The organism is Paenibacillus sp. J31R98 (assembly GCF_056269245.1).
Genome location: NZ_JBWDNO010000003.1, coordinates 173,293 through 195,526 on the forward strand (window position 1 = coordinate 173,293; position 22,234 = coordinate 195,526).

At 44.7% G+C, this 22,234-nt stretch carries 14 protein-coding genes; 5 read left to right on the plus strand and 9 right to left on the minus strand.

Annotated features, from left to right (window positions below):
• Positions 1-14: 14 nt before the first annotated feature.
• From AC0YNX_RS14480 to AC0YNX_RS14505, 6 genes are all read right to left on the minus strand, one after another.
• A complete protein-coding gene (locus AC0YNX_RS14480) occupies positions 15-749 on the minus strand; it encodes a 3-deoxy-manno-octulosonate cytidylyltransferase (RefSeq protein WP_475816392.1) in 735 nt (244 codons plus the stop codon).
• Between the two features lie 49 nt (positions 750-798).
• Positions 799-3,054 carry an acyltransferase gene (locus AC0YNX_RS14485; RefSeq protein WP_475816393.1) on the minus strand — a complete coding sequence of 752 codons (2,256 nt, stop codon included), beginning with the start codon at positions 3,052-3,054 and terminating at the stop codon, positions 799-801.
• Positions 3,055-3,198: 144 nt separating this feature from the next.
• The gene (locus AC0YNX_RS14490; protein ID WP_475816394.1) at positions 3,199-6,327 is read right to left on the minus strand and encodes a glycosyltransferase; all 3,129 of its coding nucleotides are present in this window, start codon (positions 6,325-6,327) and stop codon (positions 3,199-3,201) included.
• A gap of 46 nt (positions 6,328-6,373) precedes the next feature.
• Positions 6,374-8,449, minus strand: a complete 2,076-nt coding sequence (locus AC0YNX_RS14495) for a hypothetical protein (protein ID WP_475816395.1) — start codon at positions 8,447-8,449, stop codon at positions 6,374-6,376.
• Positions 8,450-8,517: 68 nt separating this feature from the next.
• On the minus strand, positions 8,518-9,255 hold the full coding sequence (locus AC0YNX_RS14500; protein ID WP_475816396.1) for an ABC transporter ATP-binding protein: 738 nt from the start codon (positions 9,253-9,255) through the stop codon (positions 8,518-8,520).
• Positions 9,256-9,274: 19 nt separating this feature from the next.
• Positions 9,275-10,051 (minus strand): ABC transporter permease, encoded by a 777-nt coding sequence (locus tag AC0YNX_RS14505; protein ID WP_475816397.1) that lies wholly within the window; start codon positions 10,049-10,051, stop codon positions 9,275-9,277.
• A 408-nt stretch (positions 10,052-10,459) separates the two neighbouring features.
• Here AC0YNX_RS14505 and AC0YNX_RS14510 point away from each other — a divergent pair, with 408 nt between their 5' ends.
• On the plus strand, positions 10,460-12,892 hold the full coding sequence (locus AC0YNX_RS14510; RefSeq protein ID WP_475816398.1) for an O-antigen ligase family protein: 2,433 nt from the start codon (positions 10,460-10,462) through the stop codon (positions 12,890-12,892).
• Between the two features lie 161 nt (positions 12,893-13,053).
• Positions 13,054-14,574, plus strand: a complete 1,521-nt coding sequence (locus AC0YNX_RS14515; protein WP_475816399.1) for an S-layer homology domain-containing protein — start codon at positions 13,054-13,056, stop codon at positions 14,572-14,574.
• Between the two features lie 50 nt (positions 14,575-14,624).
• On the opposite strand, the gene AC0YNX_RS14520 is transcribed toward AC0YNX_RS14515, so the two are convergent.
• Positions 14,625-15,149 carry a hypothetical protein gene (locus AC0YNX_RS14520; RefSeq protein ID WP_475816400.1) on the minus strand — a complete coding sequence of 175 codons (525 nt, stop codon included), beginning with the start codon at positions 15,147-15,149 and terminating at the stop codon, positions 14,625-14,627.
• Between the two features lie 213 nt (positions 15,150-15,362).
• On the opposite strand from AC0YNX_RS14520, the gene AC0YNX_RS14525 reads away from it, so the two are divergent.
• On the plus strand, positions 15,363-15,974 hold the full coding sequence (locus AC0YNX_RS14525) for a superoxide dismutase (RefSeq protein ID WP_475816401.1): 612 nt from the start codon (positions 15,363-15,365) through the stop codon (positions 15,972-15,974).
• Between the two features lie 70 nt (positions 15,975-16,044).
• On the opposite strand, the gene AC0YNX_RS14530 is transcribed toward AC0YNX_RS14525, so the two are convergent.
• Entirely contained in the window at positions 16,045-16,854 is an 810-nt protein-coding gene (locus AC0YNX_RS14530) for an alpha/beta fold hydrolase (RefSeq protein ID WP_475816402.1), read from the minus strand.
• A 170-nt stretch (positions 16,855-17,024) separates the two neighbouring features.
• Here AC0YNX_RS14530 and AC0YNX_RS14535 point away from each other — a divergent pair, with 170 nt between their 5' ends.
• Both AC0YNX_RS14535 and AC0YNX_RS14540 read left to right on the plus strand, forming a co-directional pair.
• Entirely contained in the window at positions 17,025-19,247 is a 2,223-nt protein-coding gene (locus AC0YNX_RS14535; protein ID WP_475816403.1) for a methyl-accepting chemotaxis protein, read from the plus strand.
• A 133-nt stretch (positions 19,248-19,380) separates the two neighbouring features.
• On the plus strand, positions 19,381-20,361 hold the full coding sequence (locus AC0YNX_RS14540; RefSeq protein WP_475816404.1) for a hypothetical protein: 981 nt from the start codon (positions 19,381-19,383) through the stop codon (positions 20,359-20,361).
• Between the two features lie 59 nt (positions 20,362-20,420).
• Here AC0YNX_RS14540 and AC0YNX_RS14545 read toward each other — a convergent pair whose 3' ends face one another.
• Positions 20,421-22,172, minus strand: a complete 1,752-nt coding sequence (locus AC0YNX_RS14545; protein WP_475816405.1) for a diguanylate cyclase — start codon at positions 22,170-22,172, stop codon at positions 20,421-20,423.
• Between the last annotated feature and the right edge of the window lie 62 nt (positions 22,173-22,234).

Genomic DNA, 22,234 nt, shown 5'->3' on the forward strand with positions numbered 1-22,234 from the left:
GTTATTCACCTCAATCAACTAAAGTTGCGTGCTTGTACAATTGCAATAACCTTCTCCAAGTCCTTCGGTGTATCCACAGATAACGTTTCCGCGGACACTTCAATCATCCGTAGTTTCTGACCATTCTCAATGAAGCGCAGTTCATTGATGTCTTCGACTTTCTCAATCTGGTTTTTACTAGTCTTGCTGAAGAACTCCAATGCCTTGTAGTTGTACACTAACACTCCCAGGTGTTTTTTATAAGTATAGTCCATACTTGCCTTTGGATAAGGAATCGGACTTCTCGACATGTACATCGCATTGCCGGCATGATCGACAGTTACTTTAATATTCGTATTATCAACGACCTCAACAGGATTTTTAATCTCTGTCATCAGATTCGCCACATAGATTTCGGAACTCTCAACACTTCTCGGTAAAATCGCTTGGATTGTAGCTGGATCAATAAGAGGCTCGTCACCATTGATGCAGACGTAATAATCAGCCGCCACTTTCTGAGCAATTTCAAATAACCGTTCAGTGCTAGTACCATGCTGATTAGAAGTCATTATATATTTCATCGCGTATTGCTCACAGATAGTGCTGATTCGTTCATCGTCTGTTGCAACATAGACATCTTCAAGTTGATTAACCTTCTTCACTTGTTGGTATACCCACCACAGCATTGGCTTCCCTTGGATCTCTGCCAATGGCTTACCGACGAAGCGAGATGAATTGTACCTAGCTGGAATAACACCGACAATTTTCACTCTATACACTCCTTATTTATTGCTACATCCGTAGAATCATTTCTTATCTTTACCGCTCTCTTATCGACATAGCTATAAATTCATCAACTGTTCTCATCTTTCTCGGTAGATCGTAATAATTCTCACTGCTTCCTGTAAATTGCCAGAATACGTTTTCTTTTATAACTCTGGCAGGATTTCCAGTTACAATACAGTTATTAGGAACTGAATCCGAGACAACAGAGCTAGATTCAATAACGCAACCATCGCCGATATTTGCACCAACATATAATGTCGAATCGTAGCCTAACCACACATGTTTTCCGATATACAAATCTTTATTTTTCAATCGTGTACCATCATACTCGTATATAGAGTGATAGTTCATTGCACGAATGCGAACCTCATTATCCAACATACAATCATCATCTATCTTAATTGAAGCATTAGCTGCATGTATTAACACTCCGTAATTCACAAATAATAATCTTCCAATTTCAATTGATGATTGGTTTAGTGCCTCTATCCTAAAGTTACCTTTACATCCGTGTGTAAAATTAAGATCTTTGAAAACGATCCTATTACTCCCTGACCCAGCAAATTTTATATTGATAGCTTCCATGTTTCTGTATACATCTTCACTGATTTCACCGTCAATTTGTATCTCATTTCTATTATTATCGTAATAATGTTTTCCAAATTTCTGATAGCAATCCATGAGATTAATAACCGTATTTATTGGATAATATTCAACCTTATTAACTGTCGTAATCTCTTTCTCAGTCGTTACCTCCAGTGAAACCCCAGCATACTTATTCACACGAACTGTATTATAAGTACTAATTAAATCATGCCACTTTTCATCTCTAGAAATGAGGTAGATATATTCATCTTGTAAGGGAGCAATAACGTTACTTGCTTTCTTTACCGTTCTCTTATTAATTTTAATCCGTGTAATATAATTTGATCTTGATAGTTTGTGAAGTTCCTCAAGTGACATTTGTTCAAACACATCCGTCAGGATTACGAAATCGTTTATTGCAACTTTTTCGTTTATTTGTCCATCCATTATTTGTGGAATCGCAAACTTAATCGCAGTGGTTTCTTCGACGCCATTAAAGTTAACTTGAATCATGCTATTAATATCCGTTTGCATTAATGATGTGTTGTACTGAAATAAATTTCCTATAGGCCCTATTGACTCAAATTCCTTACTAGCAAATTTATTTAGTGCATTAAATTCACTCAATATCTCAAGTACAACAAAGAATTTGTCATAGAACAATGGAAACAGCCATACTCCTGGACATTGAATATCGCTTGACTGCCCACTAAACGAACGATTCACCGTGGATGACAGCGAAATCTTGTTTTTCGGCTTAACATCGGGTAATAGCTTCATCAGTAAAGCTGTAAATAACGAGGGAAATGCGAACACACCATTAAAGTACCGCTCTGAAGTCGTTGGGTCAATAGGAATTGTAGGGTGTGTCTTTAAGACAGGAGTAGTATCTTCCGGCAGATAATAATCTAACATGCATTGTGTTGCATAATGCATATATAGGAAATGATGTTTGAAGCGCTGATTTACATACTCACTACTCTTATACACTTCACCGGGAAGCCAGTTACTTTGAAGTAGAAGCATCGCAATATTATCGTCGAATTTCTTTTTCTTCAACTCAAAGATACTTAATATTAACTCCTTATGCTCTTGCGTTAATTGGGTAACTGCTGTTTCGGCATCAAAAACAACCATTTTTTCTTGCTCATATTTCACTCGATTTGAGTTTGGATTTAAGACAAATTCTTGCAGGGGACTTGCTGCTATTAAAGTTTTGTGCTTTAACAAAGCAGCCTGATAACCACTGGAAGCTGAATATGCATTTCGAATCCAATCCTCTGTTCGAAAATTCAACATATTCGGTGCATGTTCAAAATGGAAGAATCGTTTATTCTTTAATGAAAGATAGATCCCCATTGTATCCTCACCATCGGTATGGGAATATATCTTATCAAAATCAAGAATATTAACGCGTTGTTTAGAAAGTCTCAGATCCATTCCATGAACTATTGCACTTTCTGATTCTTCTAGTGTCCTGTATAGATCGCCATCCAGTCCCAATCTATTGTCGTACGTATACACATCTTTAAATACACCTTCACGAATAAAACGAAGTAAAAGTGAGTGATTCGGACTTCCAACCTTCCAGTCCCAACCGTCTGCAACTAACAAATATGCATCATCCTGAGGATGAACTGTAAGTTTATGAACCAGGCTCCACGCAAATGCAGCGCCATGATAAAATGTGTAAAGTATTTTCATTAAAACACCCCATTAACACTAGTTTTAAATCATATTCATACTTAATTTTCAGATGATTTAACGACATGAATAATCGGGTTCCACTCGAAGTCCTATTTGGATGAGCTAGTATCTGCTCATTCGTGCTAAACTTCTATGATGGATTCATCCCTTCAATTGTATAATGCTGCGTTTGACTCTCCTTAATGAACGATAGCTCGTGATTATTACTTTTAGCAACATCGGCTTAGAAGTATAACGTCGTTTTAATTTCGTTTTAAGCTCTTCTCGATCAAACAAACCATAGAACAATACCTTTACGATTTTGCTTCTATTGTACAACAAATTAAATCGTTCATTATAAGTAACCTGATTATTAATTGGGTTGGAAGAAGCATGTGCCCTTGCAAGCTCTCCATCCCACCATTGCGTCAAACGATTCCGATCGTTACCACCATGCACCGTATCATCTGAATAAGAGAAGTTGAACAACAGCCGATCTGCGTTATGGGATTGATGAATGTAGTACTCTAGCGGCTGAGAGACTTCGTTTTTTCGGAATTTCCATGTGGTAATAGATTCGCCAAATGTATTCGTCATGTCTTTGGCAAATTGTACAGCTCCTTGATGCATAACTTCCATCATAGCAGCATTGATAGGGTGATCATTGTATTCCTCAAAAACAGGCTCAATAACTCCAACCTCATCAACTCGAATTCCAACACTTGAAGGAGCGGACTTGGCAAAGAGCTGTTCTCTAAGGATGCCGCTGATCTCTGGTTTATTCTCGTAATACGTTTGCACCTGGAATCCGTTTCTCCTACCATACATCCATGGAGTCTCCTTGTTCGCATGCACAAAATATGCATCCACAGGTCGCTCTAGGAGTTTAACCAGAATAGTCTGAAGACGCCCTGAGTAACCTAGATCAAATATAGCGTCATTTCCCTTAATGATATCTCTATAATAACGGGTTAAGCTATCAATATGAGTTGTAAGCTTACTGGAATCGATTAGCTTATTCATTATCAGGTCAACGAAGTCCATGAATTCTCTATTATTCTTAAACATTTCATCTAATTTTACATCGCAACCATTAAGCTCATGCTTCCAGTTTTCAACGAGCACGACATCAAACATCTTCAAGATACTCATTGGCGTATGTGAATGTACGGAAACAAACAACTCCAAACCATACTGATTGTTAGAGGTAAGCAAATATGGAAGTAACATCAACCGGGACGCATACATATAATTCGATTTAGCTGCTCCCGGATATCTGCTAGATACGATGTCATACACTAACTGCGGCAAGTAACCATCCCGAGCCATGAAATGCATCGTGTCCAGCTGCTTCATTTGCGATTCTTCTGCTAACCATTGAGCCAACCCGAATGCATGCATGCCTAGCGCATAATAGCCTACAAAATAAGGATCACAATTAAAGTCTGTATGAGCATTAAACGAAATAAACGGATTATCAAATAGCCTGTTGGCAACGACGGCGAGCATGCACCGAACACTCAAATATTGAGCTTGCTCGCTGTTCATCCACCTCGCACTACTGTCGCCGAAAGAATTGACACTTTGTCCGGTTTCTTTATCCTGTAATTTATTCAACAGCAGATCGATTGTTTTACCTACAAACCAAGAGTTCCAACCCTTGTTTTGGGCGTTTATTTTATCCGACTCCCAGTTATCTCCAATATGAATGATTCGGTTAGCTTGTGTGTTGAGATCCTTAACTACATAATCAAATAATGCCCCCGTATGTTTGAGCAATCGAACCTCTGAAGACACATAAAGCTTATGGTATTCATCGTAACCAACTTTACTTAACATGTTTTCAATTGCTGTTTGTGGAAGATACATATCGGAGACGAAGATGATTTTTTTATTGATTGAGCAAGCCATACGATATAATTCGTAAATCGTTTCTCTTCGCTCAATAAATCGCAGTTCTAATTCAAGTTCCTTTTTTAACATTTTTTCCACGATTGAATGCGGCAACTTGTATTCTGACTTTATGAAACTGTAGATTTCATTTAGATTAACGTCTTCCCAAGTCGGATTCTGCTTTCGCAGCATTCTGCGCGCGATCTCTTCAGCCCTGAATCTAATAGAAGAGAACGGAATGAGCGCACCTTCAGGATAGATCTCACTAAAATAGTCATCCATGAAAACGTATAAATCTTGCGGCGAGTAGAACGGACGAACAACGAGCGTATCGAATATGTCGAAGCTTACAAACTCCATCTGTGGGTTAGCAATATCTTTTCTAATGGCCTCTAGGCGATCATCCCATGTCGTAGTAACGATGGAGTGGTAGTAATCTTCAACTTTTACATAATCAATTTCTTCAGAGATTATCCCAAAAGAACTGCTGAGTTCATTTAGTATATTCTCTTTAGCAGACGAAGAGAGCGACTCGGACCGAGCACGTCCAGCCCATAATCGATAATAACTCGACTTCCAATTAATAATGTGCTGAATATTCTCTTCATGTTCTTCATGAAGCTTTAAATAGTTCTCTACAAAAGAAAATACAATTCCCATATCCTTTATATTTTTCATCATTTTATTCTCATTCGATGAAGAGCCAGTCGCTGCTTCAGAACGAACAAAATAATAGTAGACTGCATTATTCACAGAACAATAGTGAGTTGCATTGAAGAATAATAAAGACGAGAAAAGTAAATCCTCAGTCATGATTAGATGCTGTTCTTGCTTCTTATAGTGTGGCAGACATTGTTTCCACAATTTCATCGAATAGATTTTATTCCAAATCACATGCCAATGATAGAAAACACCTTCTTGCGAGAAAAACTTTTGTTTTATTCCATCTCCATGCAATTCATCAATCAGAATATTATTCAAATTTTGAATAAACTTCTCGCCAGATTCATATTCGCGAACAATTCTTCCCTCTATGATATCAGCATGTGACGAAATAGCTTTTTCTATTAATATCCGATAATAGTCTATTGAGATATGATCGTCACTATCAACAAATGCAATGTAATCACCAGTAGCAAGCTCAGCCCCAGAAATACGCGCATGATACAATCCTTTGTTCACGCTATGTTCAACGTATTTCACTCTAGCATCTGTTTCACAATATTGTTGTACAATTTGTTTTGCATTCCCTGGCGAACAATCATTTACACAAATGATTTCAAGGTTTTTATAGGTTTGATTTATGATGCTATCGAGACATTTCTTTAATAAATTTTCCGTTCCATAAATCGGAACAATGATTGATACCTTCGGGAGCAAGATATTTTCGTTATTCATTCGTAACTATCCTTTCATGATGAATATATAGTTGCAGAACACATATTTATTCTTTACGAATTAACGGTTTAAGCCGGTCGACAATGGACCCTCTCACATATCGCAATGCCCTCTTTGGATCCCTGATTCCCTTGACCAATAGTCGCAGTAATTTCTTTCTCTGAACAGCATTGAATTGTATGTACAATCGATCCCAGACATGCTGCGGTCGGCTCGCAGCTGCATCTTTGCTACCAATCATGACTACTGCACCAGGCCATAAATTCGTCACTGACTGACGCATTGCCACACGCTTCATTTTCCGACTTGCGCCTGCCGGGATCACACTTACGTACTTTTGCTTTGATTTGGAATCCCCGATTCCGACAACTGCTATTAACTCGCTGAACGCCACCAGGTCTTCGTATTGTTTTGCTTCTATGAAAGTCATGTAATCACTCAATGCTTCCTCTACTCTCACGCCCTGCAAGTAGTCGGCGTACTGCTCGTATTCGTCAACCATAGCTAGCACTCCTGTCTGGATGCCATTCATCGCTGCGATAACTGCACTATTCTCTTCTAGGTCCTTCAGAACGGGTACGACTTGTCTACCGTCTTGTTCGAAGCCAATCAATGACCCATGTGGAGCTGAGAATAGGAATTCATACATCATGACATTGTCCATGATATGCTTACGCAGTTGATGCGGACGGCCTAGGTTGAAGACATATGCAGCTACTTTGTCCGCGATTTCCGTGTAGACATTCTCAATTGTACCGAAATAATAGCCATTTATGGTCATCCCCGTCATATCATGTAGCGCCTTATGTGTCGAAGCGCGCCAGCCCACATCAACAACGTTCACGCGGTGTTCGCCTTTAATGCCAAACTGTTGCAAATATGTTCGAAGCAATTCTGCTTCCGCCTCTAAATGAACCAAGATATCAGGATAGATCGACTTAAGCACTTCGCGTGCGGCGAAAACATCTCGTTGACTGTGAAGAGCATATGTAAAACCAGATAAGTCAAACTTATCATCGTATTTTCGCCTATCTAATCGAAGATTCTCAAATAGCTCATCCAATGTGATGCTCTGATCCGGAACTTTATTGTGCGGTATCAGCAATTCAAGTCCTTCATCTTGCGGCATATGGATTATATTCGGAATCTGGTACGCTCGTCTCGAAGCATATATATATTGTGCTCGAGGGAGATCCGAGCGGTTCAGCGCCAATTTCTCGTAGAGTAAGAAAGGCAGATACCCGTCTCGTGACAGGAAGAAAACATTCTCTTTCCCCTTCAATCCTTCCATCAACCATGTCGTAAACCCGTAGAACAACGAGGAGACGGTCAACCTTCCGAAGCGCTCCCAATAATTATACTCATCCGTCGTCTCACACGCATTAATCTGCAGAGCCTTCATTATCGACTGCCGAAGCGTAAGACGACCACGACCATCATTGTTATCAATATCGCTCATCCCCGCACGCTCCCGCACGGATATGTAGTAATAGGCGCTAATATTCACTTTTCTTGCATTCTCATAGTCAGATACGAAATTATCACCGATGTGCAGCCATTTTACCGCAGTCGGGTATATGTCCTGCAACTGCCGATAGCGGCTGCCTGTCGCCTTGGAGTAGCCATCCTCACCTGACACCAATAACGCCTCATACTGATCGTATCCATGCATAAACAGTAATTTGGCAAGCACAGTAGGAGGCAAATACATGTCTGAGATAAACGAGATATGCTTGCCGCGCTCACGAGCATAGTCGTAGACTCGTTTCATGAAGCGATTGGCGACAGTGAATTTGCGCTCCGTTTCTAGCTCCAACTGCAGTACCTGCTCGCTAAGCTCTGTACCGATACGCTCCGTCACAACCCGGTAGATATCATCAAGAGTAATGTCCTCGTTCGCAGAACGCCTTCGAGCTTCTCTTTCCGATACGATCCGCAGTCGCTTGAAATCCACAACCGTTTCCCGCCGCTCACTCAACTTCATCTCTACGATGCCGAAAATATCACTCGGATACAGCACATTACGCAGCAATGCCGTATCATAGATATCGAAGGATACGTATTCATGTTGATCGATCAATTGACATATTTGATCGAACTCTGTTTTCACTTTGTCACGCATCTCTATCACCTGATACCCTTACTGCACTGTATTGCCTCGATGTACCAACACAATTCAGAAGGAACTGTTTAGGCGTTTTCCTTAAATTCGGAAATGACCTCATTTACTTTACCAACCTTCTTCACACAACCATGCTCTAGCCATAGTGCATGGTTACAAATTCTCTCAACTTGACTTAATGAGTGAGAGACAAATAAAACGGTAGTTCCCTCATCTTCAATCATTGACTTGATTTTTTTCTCGGATTTCTCTCTGAATTTAAAATCGCCTACAGCCAGCACTTCGTCCACAATTAATATTTCAGGCTGAACGACTGTCGCAATAGAAAACCCAAGTCTTGCCTTCATACCCGACGAGTAATTTTTCAATGGCGTATGAATAAATTTTTCCAACTCTGAGAAGGAAATAATTTCCTCAATCTTTTCGTTAATGAACTTCTTCGAATAGCCCATCAACAAGCCATTCAGATAAATGTTCTCAACACCGGTCAACTCGCCGTTAAATCCTGCCCCCAGCTCAATCAATGGAGCAATAGCCCCTTTTGTAACTACCTTGCCATGTGTCGGCTTAAGCACGCCCGCTATTATTTTCAGCAATGTACTCTTCCCCGCACCATTTAATCCAATAATCCCGAAGACTTCGCCTTTGGTAACGGAAAATCCGACTTCCTTTAGCGCATGAAACTCTTCATATTGAATTTCTTTCCTTAACTTTTTGATAAGGTAATTTTTCAGAGAATCTACTTTCTCAGAAGCTAACCGGTATTTCATTGTTACATTTGAAACCTGAATCGCAATATCGCTCATCGGTTCTCACACCTCAACTCTACAAGTGATAAACGAACCGGTCTTGCGTTTTATAGAACACAAACAACCCGATTCCTCCATAAAAAACCATATTCAAAATCAAATATAGATGCGCCCAGATATCAGGCATAGTATTATACATTAGAAAATCTCGAAACATTTCAACGATGGGGAAAATCGGGTTCAATTTGATTAAAGTCAAATACTTGTCGGGAATTATAGAAGCCGGATAAAAAATAGGTGTCATATACATAAGCAATAACAAAAAAATGGAATACATATGTTTCATATCTTTGAAAAACACCGTAATAGCAGAAAGCAATAGCCCTATTCCTGCGACAATAACCAACAAATATAATAGCGGAAAAACAACCATTAAATTAATCCAACGCAATGGAAGCCCCGTAATAAGCATCGTCAATGCTAAAGGTACCAAAGTAAGGATCGTTGTAACTAACGAAGAGACCACACGTGAAAGCGGGAAAAAATACTTCGGAACGTACACCTTCCGAATCAACTGGCTATTGACGTTAATGGAGTCCATTGCAAAATTGGTAGCTTCCGAAAAATATTGATATACGAGCCTGCCTGTTAAAACGTAGACCGGAAAATTAGGGATGTTGTGTTTGAAAAACTCCATAAAAACGATGCTTAAAACTACCATCATTAGCAATGGGTTCAGCATGCTCCATAGAACGCCGAGTACAGAATTTCTATATTTTAGTTTGATATCTTTTTTAACTAATTCTACGAATAGATCTTTATATTTATAAAGATTTTTAATGTAAGTGTTCATGCGAAGCTCCTTATATTGTCAGTCAGCCATTTAATCAGGACATGCAAATTTACCGATTATCATACCAAGATTACATAATAAGTTCCAGTAAAATTAAAAGATTCAAAGATTAAGATTAAATTACGTCTAAAATTCCTCCTCTTTCCAAAATTAATGTATTTTAGTATTATAGTGCTACCTTGTCGCATTTAATAGTTCTATCTTTTTTATTCTTTTATGGTCTGCTTAATTTTATATACTTAGAAAACTTATAATAGTTTTCTCATTTCCGTTTTGTAGAAAAATATTCATATATATTGCAACTTTTCTGGTCATCCTACGTTTAAGATTAAGATGCTCGTTTTCTTTCCAATTTTCTACCCACGATCGTAAGAATATTACATAGATGATCTAAATAGGAGAACACCAATGAAATCAACGCTCAAAGAAAATTTATCAAAGCCTGAAGCTGATATCTCGTTAATTAAATGGTCAGGCTTAACAGTCATTACTTTATTATTGTTTATCTACCCCTACAACAGCAGTAAATTGTTCGTCGGATATTTGCTTATGTACGAACGTTCATTAGTTGGAGCGGAAATCGCCTTTTTCACTCTCTTGTTAGCCGGAACCATCTACTTTTTCAAGACAGCAAGATTAACGAGTTGGAAAGCAATACTTTCCGTTAGTACGTGGCTGCTACCCATTTCATATTTGATTTCCAATATCGGTGCAGCCTCCGTTCATCAGTCACATATCATGATTTATGTATCGTTCATGCTGTCTACTATCTTTTTGTTAGGTTTATATTATGGCGATTCAATCCGAGCTAGACAAGTGCTGCTCTTTGGGATTCAACTTTCAGGCTATGGCGTTGTATTCTATGGACTTGCAAATATGTTGGGTCAGATCTATTATCCTGACGCTTTGTGGTTTCAACAGGAAGTATACCGGGTCACTGCGGTATTCCAGTATCCAAACGCATATGCTGCTTATTTGTCCGCTCTGTTCTTAGCCGGGTTATTTCTTATCACGCACGTTCGTCACTCTTACTGGCGGTTCCTTCACGCATTCATGCTCGTGCCGATTTGGGTATCCTTCATGCTTACCTTGTCTCGCGGTGCGCTGGTTATCGTCCCGGTGTTGATTTTGCTTGTGCTTCCGTTCCTGCGTTTTAAACAGCAGCTATTGTTCCTTCTCAATGCCTGCATCTCTATCGCCGTCTCGTTTGCAATACTAGGAAAAATGACATCCACTATGAATGAGATCGCGCTTGAGGTCTTGCCTAAAACAAAGGATGGACAAGCTAACCTTATATCAATTTGGTCTAAATTGCCGCTAACAGGCTGGTCCGTAATCTTTGTCGCAAGTCTCCTTACAGCAACCATTGTAACGATTATACATAAACTACTGAGTGACCGACTGGATTTGAAATTTGCCGCCTTCGCCAAAAGAAGAATATCCTATGCTGTTGTTCCCGCTGCATTAATTATCATTACCGTCTTGGCCGCTGCAGCCATTTTACTTAGCAGCAGCATCCGGAATTTGCTACCGGGCGAGATTGCACATCGTCTGGAGAATATCAACTTCAACCAACATAGCGTGTTAGAACGAGGCACCTTTTATAAAGATGCTCTTAAAATTTCGGCTGATTACCCCATCTTCGGAGCTGGCGGCGGAGCTTGGAATGCTCTTTATGAGAAATACCAGAACAATCCCTATAGCAGTAAGCAAGTACACAGCTACTTCTTGCAAACGCTCGTAGAGACTGGGTGGGTTGGCCTACTCTTGTTAATCGGTTTTTTGGGTGTTATCTTATTCATCTATATTCGAAGCTACATAAACGATAAAGACGGCGACAAAATTCATTTTGCATTTTATATTTTCGCGGTATCGATTCTTGTTCACAGCATCATCGACTTCGATATGAGTTTTATTTATCTGGCTGCGATTGTGTTTCTCTCATTGGGACTAATGGGAGCTGTTTACAGCGACTCCCTGCCGCTACCGACTAAGATTCAAGAGGATGAAACTGCGGGTAAGGTTTGGAAATTCGGGTTTCCGGCGGGTATAGCCCTAATGGCTATCGTCATGTTAATAGGCGCTAGTCGCGCCTACATGGCAGACGGTTATTATACCAATGCCATCACTCTTGCATCAGAGCAAAAGAACAAATTGCAAGACTTGCTTCCGCCTCTTGACTCAGCAATTAGCTACTCTCCGAGCAACTCGGAGTTTATTCTGCGAAAAATCGACTGGCTGAACCAAGCGTATAATCAAACAAGAGACGAGAAATTCCAACAAGTTATTTCTACTCTGATCGATCAACTTCGTGAATCGGAGCCATATAGCCGTGATCTATCCCTCGTAGAAAATACCTTCTACAAGAACGAGGGAAATACAAATAAGGCGCTAACTGCACTCGAAGAAGGAATTCAAAACCGTCCATGGGATATAGAATTCTACGAGCGGGCCATTTATGAGAATTGGGCTGCTGGGAAACTCGTTCAACAATCCAATAGCTCCGATGCCAGCGAGAAATGGGGCAAGGCACTCGAGCTCTATGAAGTGGTGCTTGCTAGGATTAATCAACTGAAAGATTTGCCAGACGAACAGCTTCAGGGAAGGGATTTCAGCGTTACGCCTCTCATTCGGCTTGGCATTGGGCAAATTGATGTGGAACAGAAGAATTATCAAGAAGCCGTCAATCTCCTCAAGCCTCTGACGAAGCACAAGCTTACTGAGAAATATGTACCGGATGCCATGCGCATCTACTTGAATGCACTTAGAGCCGAAGGTAAGGATGACAAGAAGACAAGAGATAAGTTAAACGCCTATGAGGCTTCTCTGAAAAAGTCGTAGAAAGTCACACCATATGAATACAGCTTTGACAGAAAACGCGGAATATTTTTTCTTTTTTACAAATATTGACCTAGGCAGACAAAATAAGCTATTATATACTAACGTTCAATACTTCCTTTACAGAACATTGATAGATTTCACGAAAGGAGGTGAAACATAACATGAAAAAACTTCTTAAGAACAAAACAGCAGCAGTTCTCGTATTTGCTATGATTGTTTCCGTATTCACGCCGATTATTGCTTTTGCAGCTACTTTCAACGTTACTCAAAACAGTAATAAACTTTCGGGTTCGATTACTTTGAGCGAAGCTGAGTACCTTGCTCTTAGCGATCGGAACACAATTACGATTGGTGTTTACGGACCAAATGGCCAATACGACGTTGCGACAGCTACATACACAGCTGGAGGCGTGTACACTTTTAGTAATGTAACTATCACTAAAAACACATACCTGCAGTATGGTGCTGATCGTACGCTTGGTGAGTATACTTACTCCACGGGCGGTAACAACAGTGTCTACGTTCCGACAACACCTGATGTTGTTAACGCAGACGGAACTGTAAACCGTGATGCTCTTATTGCTTTGTTCGCAGCTAATGCTGATGCTACTATTACTTCCAAATCGGACGTAGTGTTGCTTCCTGCTGATGCCCTGCTGAAAGGTAAGTCCTTGACCATTAAATTGGAAGATGGTACTTCCTACACGCTGCCAATTCCTGCGCTGAAACTTGAAGAGCTTGCTAAATCCTTCGGGGTTGAGCTTAAAGATCTGACAATTCGCGTAGAGTTGAAAAAAGTAACTGGCGATACTGCAACTAAAATTGCAGGCGCTGCTACTGCAGTCGGCGGTGAACAAATTGCTCCAGCAGTCGACTTTAAAGTCGTAGCTGTTGCAGGTTCGAAAGAACAAGCAATCGAAAACTTCGGACAGTACGTAACTCGTACGATTCCGGTAACTGCATCCTTCACAGCTGGCGCTACAGGCGTATTGTACAACCCATTAACAGGTACTTTCACATTCGTGCCAAGCACCTTCTCTACTGTGGATGGCAAGACTCTTGCAACGCTGAAGCGTAACGGTAACAGCATCTACACTGTAATCAAAACAAAAGCTGCATCCTTCGCGGATCTGGCTGGACATTGGGCACAGAAAGATGTTGAGGCTCTTGCAGGTAAATTGATCGTTGAAGGAACGGGCGCTAACAAGTTCGAACCTAAACGTGACATTACTCGCGCTGAGTTCGCAGCACTGGTAGTTCGCGCATTGGGTCTTGAAGTTGGCGGTTCTTCCGACAAGTTCAAGGATGTTGCTTCCAACAAGTGGTTCGCAGGCACAATCGCTACGGCGGTTAAAGCTGGTCTGATCACTGGTTACGAAGATGGTACATTCAAACCAAACGCAAACATCACTCGTAAAGAGATGGCTGCAATCGTGGTTCGCGCCATGAAACTTGCTGGTAAAGATGTCGCGCTTTCGGATGCTGATGTATCCAAAGCATTGGCAAGCTTCACTGATGCAAGCAGCCTGGGCTGGGCGAAAGACGAAGTTGCAGTTGCAATCAACGCTGGTGTCGTTAATGGTCAAACTTCCACGAAAGTGGTAGGTGATGCTAACGCTAACCGTGCTGAAGCAGCTACAATGATCGCTCGTTTCCTCGGCAAAGTTGGATTCATCAACTAATTCAACTTAAAAAAACGACCCTGCGGGGTCGTTTTTTTATATCATTTTTATCATACCGTAGACTTCCATGTTTCTACTTGCTTGAACTGATAGTAAGAGGATACTCCATTATCGAGAAGCAAATAGAAGCCATAATTATCTGTTCGGACTAGTGTCAATAGATATGTTGCTAGTTCTCGCGGATTGCTGAGCGCGTTCGGCGCAGTTGCTAGGTTCACGATATAGACGCGATCTAGGATAGACTGTAGCTGTTGCCGTTCCTCGGGCGATACTTCACCTTCTATAACATAGACCAGCTTAGCACCGAACGCTTTGGCCGCTTGCGCGATATTGCTAGTTGGTAACGTTCCCCCGCTGACGATTATAACGTCTGGTTGATAGGTCTTCACAATATGGTGACAGTGTTCCAAATCCGTCAGATCCATCCCGCTGGGACTGAAGCCGAGGACCGCGATCCCAGGCTCGTTGCTGCCGTAAACAAGCGTATGTCCAAGCTCCCCCTCGACACCAGCACCTGTTACAATTACCCGCAATGCTCTTTCCTTTGCCGTCATGCCGCTCACCCTGCTTCCCATGATGTTACTTTATGTATATTCCGCAGGTGCCCATTTTGGTTCAAGGCTAGGTTAATTTGTATGGGAAACGACTGTTTGGTTCATGCTAGAGGATGTTGTTCGGACTGCTCGCATGAAGGGCTACTTTACAAACATTTATGTTGATTTATGTGCCTGGAAGGAGCATAATGGAAAAGAAAAAAAACGATACATATTATAGGAGGTTTTTGAACAATGGCACACCAATTGCCTGCATTGCCTTATGCAAACAATGCGCTTGAGCCGCATATCGATGAAACAACGATGATGATTCACCACGACCGTCATCATAACGCTTATGTAACGAACCTTAACGCTGCACTGGAGTCCGCTCCTGAGCTGCAAAGCAAATCCATTGAAGACCTGATCGCTGATCTGAACAGCGTTCCAGAAGCGATCCGCACAGCTGTCCGCAACAACGGCGGCGGCCACGCGAACCACTCCCTGTTCTGGGAAACAATCGGACCAAACGCTGGCGGCGAGCCTACTGGCGCATTGGCTGATGCAATCGCTAGCGAGCTGGGCGGCTTTGAGCAGTTCAAAGCTGACTTCGCGAAAGCAGCAACAACTCGTTTCGGCAGCGGCTGGGCGTTCCTTGCACTTAGCAAAGACGGCAAGCTGAAAGTGTACAGCCTTCCGAACCAAGACAGCCCGATCATGGAAGGCGAAACTCCGCTTCTTGGTCTGGACGTATGGGAGCACGCTTACTACCTGAACTACCAAAACAAACGCCCTGACTACATTGCAGCGTTCTGGAACGTTGTTAACTGGGCTGAAGTTAGCAAACGCTTCGAAGCTGCGAAGTAATTCGCGCTTTATGAAGAAGAGGACCTTGAGGTGCACTTACCTGCGCCCTGAGGTCCTCTTTTTTTATTGGCTACTTGCCGGCTAGGGCGTTCAGCAGCTCGTGATTGAATTTCTCGCGTTCGTCGTAGAAGAGGCCGTGCCCACTCGCCTCGAATGGAATGAGCTTCGAGCCTTGAATGCCCTTGTTCATTTGCTCTGCCAGCGCATAAGGCGCGATTGCATCCAGCTTGCCGTGTAGAATCGTCGTGGGCAGCTGTACTTTGGCGAGGTCCTCGCGCAAATCTTCATCGCGCAGTGACTCGAGTCCTTTAATCGTGCCGTATGAAGAGGCATCGAAGCTCAGGCCGTTGAACCATGTGCGGAACGGATCGCTTATTGGCTTCGCAAAGAAGGTCATGCCGAAATCAGCCACTGTCTTGGGCCGGTCAACATATAGTCCGGCGATGGTCGTATTCACTTGCTCTGCAGTCGTCCCGTATGGGAAGTCCGGTCGCCGTGTGAATACCGGTGCTGCCGCCGCTGCGAGCACGAGTCCGCATAGCCTTCTCCCGCAGTGCCGGGCGGCATAACGGATCGCCAGCGCACCGCCCATTGAGAAGCCGACGAGCGTTGCATGCTGCAAGCCTAGCGTATCTGCCACGATGGCGATATCATCGGACATCCGATTGTAGTCGTAGCCGCTCCAAGGCGCATCGGACCTGCCATAGCCGCGCAGATCAATGCCAATACAGCGGTAACCGCTCTTCGGCAGCACATTGTATTGATACTCGAACATCTTGTGATTGACCGGCCAGCCGTGGACAAATACGACAGGCCTTCCTTCCCCGATATCCTCGACGTACAGCTTTACGCCTCTCTCGACTTCCACCTGGTGCCCCATCCTAATCAACCCCCTTTCGCCCATCTTATATGTATACAGTAAGACTAGCGTCCAAATACCTAACATACCTCCGCGATCATAAACTTTTTTCAATAAATTCCAACCTTTTACCCATGTCTCATGTTATAATTCCTCCCATAATGTTCAAGGAGAGAGAGAAGGGGTGCCTAATGTTCGATTGGTTGGGATTTCGTAAAGGACTGCCGCTGTGGTGGTCGTACAAGCTCAATGCTTCAATGAAAGAGGACGTTGCGGACATTTTCGAAGGCATTGCAGAAACAAGGATGGACATCCTTCAGGCATGGGCAGCCGAATATTGGGACCATCTTGACCGCTTGCTTCATCAGATGTCCCTCAAGCAGCCTATTGATGCCGTTATAACCTCAAACGCAACTGCTTCATGGGAGGGATTGTTTGCCGGAACCCGTGCCAGAGCATCGGATTTCTCCGAACTCTTCCTCCTTGACGAGAAGAACCACGTTATATTCTCAACAGAGCCTCGCCATGTCGGAGAGTATTATGGGCATGGAAGTGTGCTGGCACCTGGATTAATATATTCGCAAGATACGGAGTCTGGCGGCCGTAAGTGTTTGTTTGGACCTTATGCTGATCCTTGGACGCTTACAATCGGGTCAAGCACATCTTCTTTTCATGATAAAATGACGCTTCTGTTTATTTCCCCCATCGTCCATGACGGCAAAAGGCAAGGTTATCTGTGCGGACGAGTACCAAACGATGTAATCGGAGATCTCATTCAACGGGAATCCGGCCATGTCTATCCCGATTCCGGTGACAACTACCTGTTTATGGCTCGCCCAACACTGGCAACGCACGTCGCACCGGGGACTGCTTTATCCCGCAGTCGTTTCGAAGACCGAACCTTTACGCACGGCGACAATCTCAAAGACGGCGTATCCACGGACTTTGGCACCGTTTCCGTTAAGGAGCATACAGAGCTAGAGCTTATCTTTACCGATCCCGCTACCGGACAGCTCCATCCAGGTGTTGCGAACACCATTCGAAACGGCTCAAATCTGTTCACCCAATTCCCCGGCTATTCAGACTACCGGCACATTCCTGTCATAGGCAAAGGCGTCACCTTTCAACTTCCTCATTGTCCAGATCTGTGGGGGATGATGTGCGAAGGGGACTTGGAGGAAGTCTACCGCATTCGGAGCATCCGATATACGCAGTTCAAGCTGGTGATGGGATGGCTCGCCTGTCTCGGCCTCTTCAGCACCATACTTGCTTACTATCTCTTTACCATCGCCACTCCTGTAGTCGGATCGCTAGTCGTTGGCGGTTTCTGCTTTGTGTTCGGCCTTGCCATGATGCGAGCTCTTGATCATAAAAGCAATAGGGTGACGGTTAGGCAGATGCGCAGATTAAATCAATTTATTCGCATTAATGCCGAAGGCAAGGGCGACCTCACCCAGCGCCTGGACACGAGCTCTTTTCCAAACAACGAAATGCGCGAGCTTGCTAAATGGGTTAACAATATGATTGATTCTATTGAAGGTATTATGCTTCAGGTGAAGCTTGCTTCCAGCGACGTGTTAACCAACCAACGCACGCTGCTTGAGACGACAGGAGCGACTGCCGGCACGACCGAGCGGGTCAGCAGCCGAGTTAGCGATATGATTCTCAGCATTCGGAGCCAGTTGAAGGATATAGACATCGCGAAGGATGTCGCGGGCGAGATGCGAGAGACTCTGCGCATGCTCGAGGAGAAAGCATCTACCAACATCAATGTCGCGCAGGACGAGCTCGTTCGGATTGGTGATAAGATGGAGCAAATTGCGGCGCATGTTGCGGAAACGAACCGATCCGTCGAAGCATTCATGGAAACGACAAATGAAATTCGCAGCGTGCTCCTTGTCATTGAGAATATATCGTCACAGACGCATCTGCTGGCGCTTAACGCTTCCATTGAAGCCGCGCGGGTCGGCGAGCAAGGCAGAGGCTTTGCCGTTGTCGCCGCTGAAATCCGCAAATTGGCCGACCATACCAAGCAGTCAACCGAACAGGTGCACAACATTGTCCACCACATCTATGTCAACGCCAAGCAAGCGACAGAGACGATGGCCGAGGGCACGAAGGTTGTAACGGAAGGAACGGCGCTTGTTGCAGCTGCCTCCGAACTCTTAAGCAGCAGCCAAGATGATGACACTTTAAAATCGCAAATCATCGACGAAGTGGTCGTCATTATGGAGAAAATCGCGGAGGTAAGCAAGCAGAACCGCGTCATTTCGACCGAGGTGGAACGTAATGTACAGGATCTGCTCGGCGACTTCGTCAACGTTCGCCACACATCCAATCATGTAGAGGCAATCACGGCATTCCTTCAACAACTTGTCGGCCAGTTCCAGCTTAGCGATGCACGCAAGCGGTAATAGAGAACAAGACCTCGCGATTAGCCAATTGGCCGCTGAGGTCTTTTTTTTATTAAACACACCATGGAGAATAGGCGCATACACTGAACCGAGACATTTACCTAATGACGCTTTCGGTAAAGGAGATCGATTCATGAGTACTTACGCTTATATTCCAGGCATGCCTGAAAGCTATTCGCGCGATTGTGGATGCGGCGGTCCGCGTATGTTCCCAGGCTTGCCGGGCGGCGGCATGGGCATGCCGGGCGGTCCCGGCGGTATGCCAGGTGGACCTGGCGGATTCCCTGGTGGACCTGGAGGCCCTGGCGGCCCCGGCGGTCCAGGATTCCCTGGTATGCCGGGCGGACCTGGCGGATTTCCGGGCGGACCTGGTGGTCCAGGATTCCCTGGTATGCCAGGCGGACCTGGCGGATTTCCGGGCGGACCTGGTGGCCCCGGCGGTCCTGGCGGTCCAGGATTCCCTGGCGGACCTGGCGGTCCAGGATTCCCTGGCGGACCCGGCGGTCCGGGATTCCCTGGCGGTCCCGGCGGACCTGGATTCCCTGGCGGTCCCGGTGGTCCAGGATTCCCTGGTGGTCCCGGATTCCCTGGCGGACCAGGGGGCTTCCCACCGCCGCCATTCCCAGGTCCTGGTCCATTCCCACCCGGACCGTTCCCAATACCAATACCGATTCCAATCCCATTCCCACCTGGTCCTGGACCATTCCCGCCTGGACCGTTCCCTCGCTTCGTAACGGTCTTCATCAACGGAGGACGTTTCTTCCCATGGATTACGAACCAGTATCGTTTGCGGCACTTCCCGGGCATGAGCATCGCTCAAGCGCTTGCTTCGACTGGCGTCGTCCGCATCAACAATAACGGACGCATCGTTTCCGTGAACGGAGTTGTAATTGCGGGCAGCACAGATGCGATTGTCCGACTTAACGGCCGCCGCATTCCAGAGTCGCTGATCTACTTCCCTGTTCAATCCGGCGACAATGTCGGTTTGGAGCTTGTCGTAGGCCCATTTGGAACTCCGCGTAATGATGATGACAATTACCAGCCATACCCGGAAGTCATCGAGAACAACCTCGAAGCGCTCCAGCGCTTGGAAGAGGCTGAGCAGCAAGGTTAACGCGCTCGATGCCCATACAAATAATCGCCCGCAGTCCTCGGTGGACTGCGGGCGATTGTCTATTCCATCAAGCTGCGGACCTGCCGCTCGAAGTCCTGTATCGAGAACGGCTTCATGATGAAGAGGTCTGCGCCAAGCGCCAAACTTTCTTTTGCCGCATCGGATAGATCGTGGCCAGTCGCGAATATAATCTTGGTTCGTGCAGGCCGCGAGCCTTCATCCTCCATCCGCTTCAGCACCTGCAAGCCGCTCATCATCGGCATAATGCAATCGAGTATGCACAGATCTGCGTTCTCGCTCATCAGCATATGGTACGCCATCTCACCGTCATGGGCCTCCAGCGTATGGTAGCCGCAACTGTTTAAATTATCGACCATAATCATCCGAAGCACCCGGTCGTCTTCAGCGACGATCACTTTCTTCATCGGCAAGGAGCTCTCTGTTGCCTGATCGGTACGAGGCTTGCTTGAGATTTTGTACATGCGGTTACGTCCCAGATGCTTCGCCTTATATAGCGCATAGTCCGCCCGCTGAATCCACTGCTCCACGGTAAGACCCGCTCGCCACTGAGAGATACCGGCTGAGAACGTTATGGAGAGGCTCCGTTCCTCAGTTGTCACAATCGGCGCATTCTGCACCATCTGCAAGATAGAGCCAACTGCCGTGTAAGCATCCGAGTCTGTCGTATTCGGCATGATGATAACGAACTCTTCCCCGCCCCAACGCGCCACAATATCGGAGCTGCGCAGGTTTCTGCGAAGCAGTTGGCCAAATTGCTGCAGGACAAGATCGCCGATCTGATGACCGTAAGTATCATTCACTTTCTTAAAATGATCCACATCCAGCAGCACAATCGAAATATTCGCCGGCGTCCGACTCATCCGGCTCAGCTCCACTTCAATCTGACAGTCGAAGAACCGGCGGTTGTACAAGCCTGTAAGCGGATCGCAGAACGCAATCAATTCAAAGTCGCGGTTGCGCTGCAATATTCTTCGAATACGCGCACTCAACTCTTCATAATCGAACGGCTTGCTGACATAATCATCTGCGCCCATATGGAGACAACGGACCTTATCTTCCGTATCATTGCAGCCGGACAGCACAATTAGCGGCACCACCCGAATCGCCCGATCGTCCTTGAGCATATGCAAGATATCGTAACCGCTTTGCGGGTACATCATCAGATCGAGCGTAATCAGATGATAGCTGCCGCCTCGCAGCAACGCCATCGCTTCTTGCACGTTCGATGCCGTATCAATCAGATAACCCTCAAGCTCAAGGCGTTCTGCCAAGTAAGCACGAAGTCCGGCATCGTCATCAATAATAAGAATCCGGCTTGCCCCTGATAACTCTGCATGCCCGGCTTGCCCTTCGACCGCTACAGGCGACGACTCTTGTTGAGCGGCTGCAATGGCAATCGCGCATACATCGATCTCCGCTTCCAGCACGTAAAGCAGCGGCAGCGTTCCGAGCGTACTAGCCTGATACTGCTGCATAATGGATGCGTCGTCATATTCCTCCAATGCCGCCGCCAGCGAGGCTTGCCTCGCCCAATGCCAACAGGAGAGCATTTGCTGCGCGATTTCACCGATTCGTTTGAACCCGATAATTGGCGCGCTTCCTTTAATCGAATGTGCAATGCGGTAGATTTCAGCCGCTCTGTCGAATGAAATGTCAAAATCAGCAATTGCGCACAATTGCTGCAGCTGATGAAGTTTACTGAACAGCTCTTCTACATACAGCCTCTTGCTGTGGTTCATAAGACGTTCCTGCGACAACGGACCCGTCTCGTCTCTGCCTGGCTGAATCATGTAATGTTCTCCTCGCTTGACTATGGATGTTCATATGAGAATGGCACATTAAATTCAAGGAT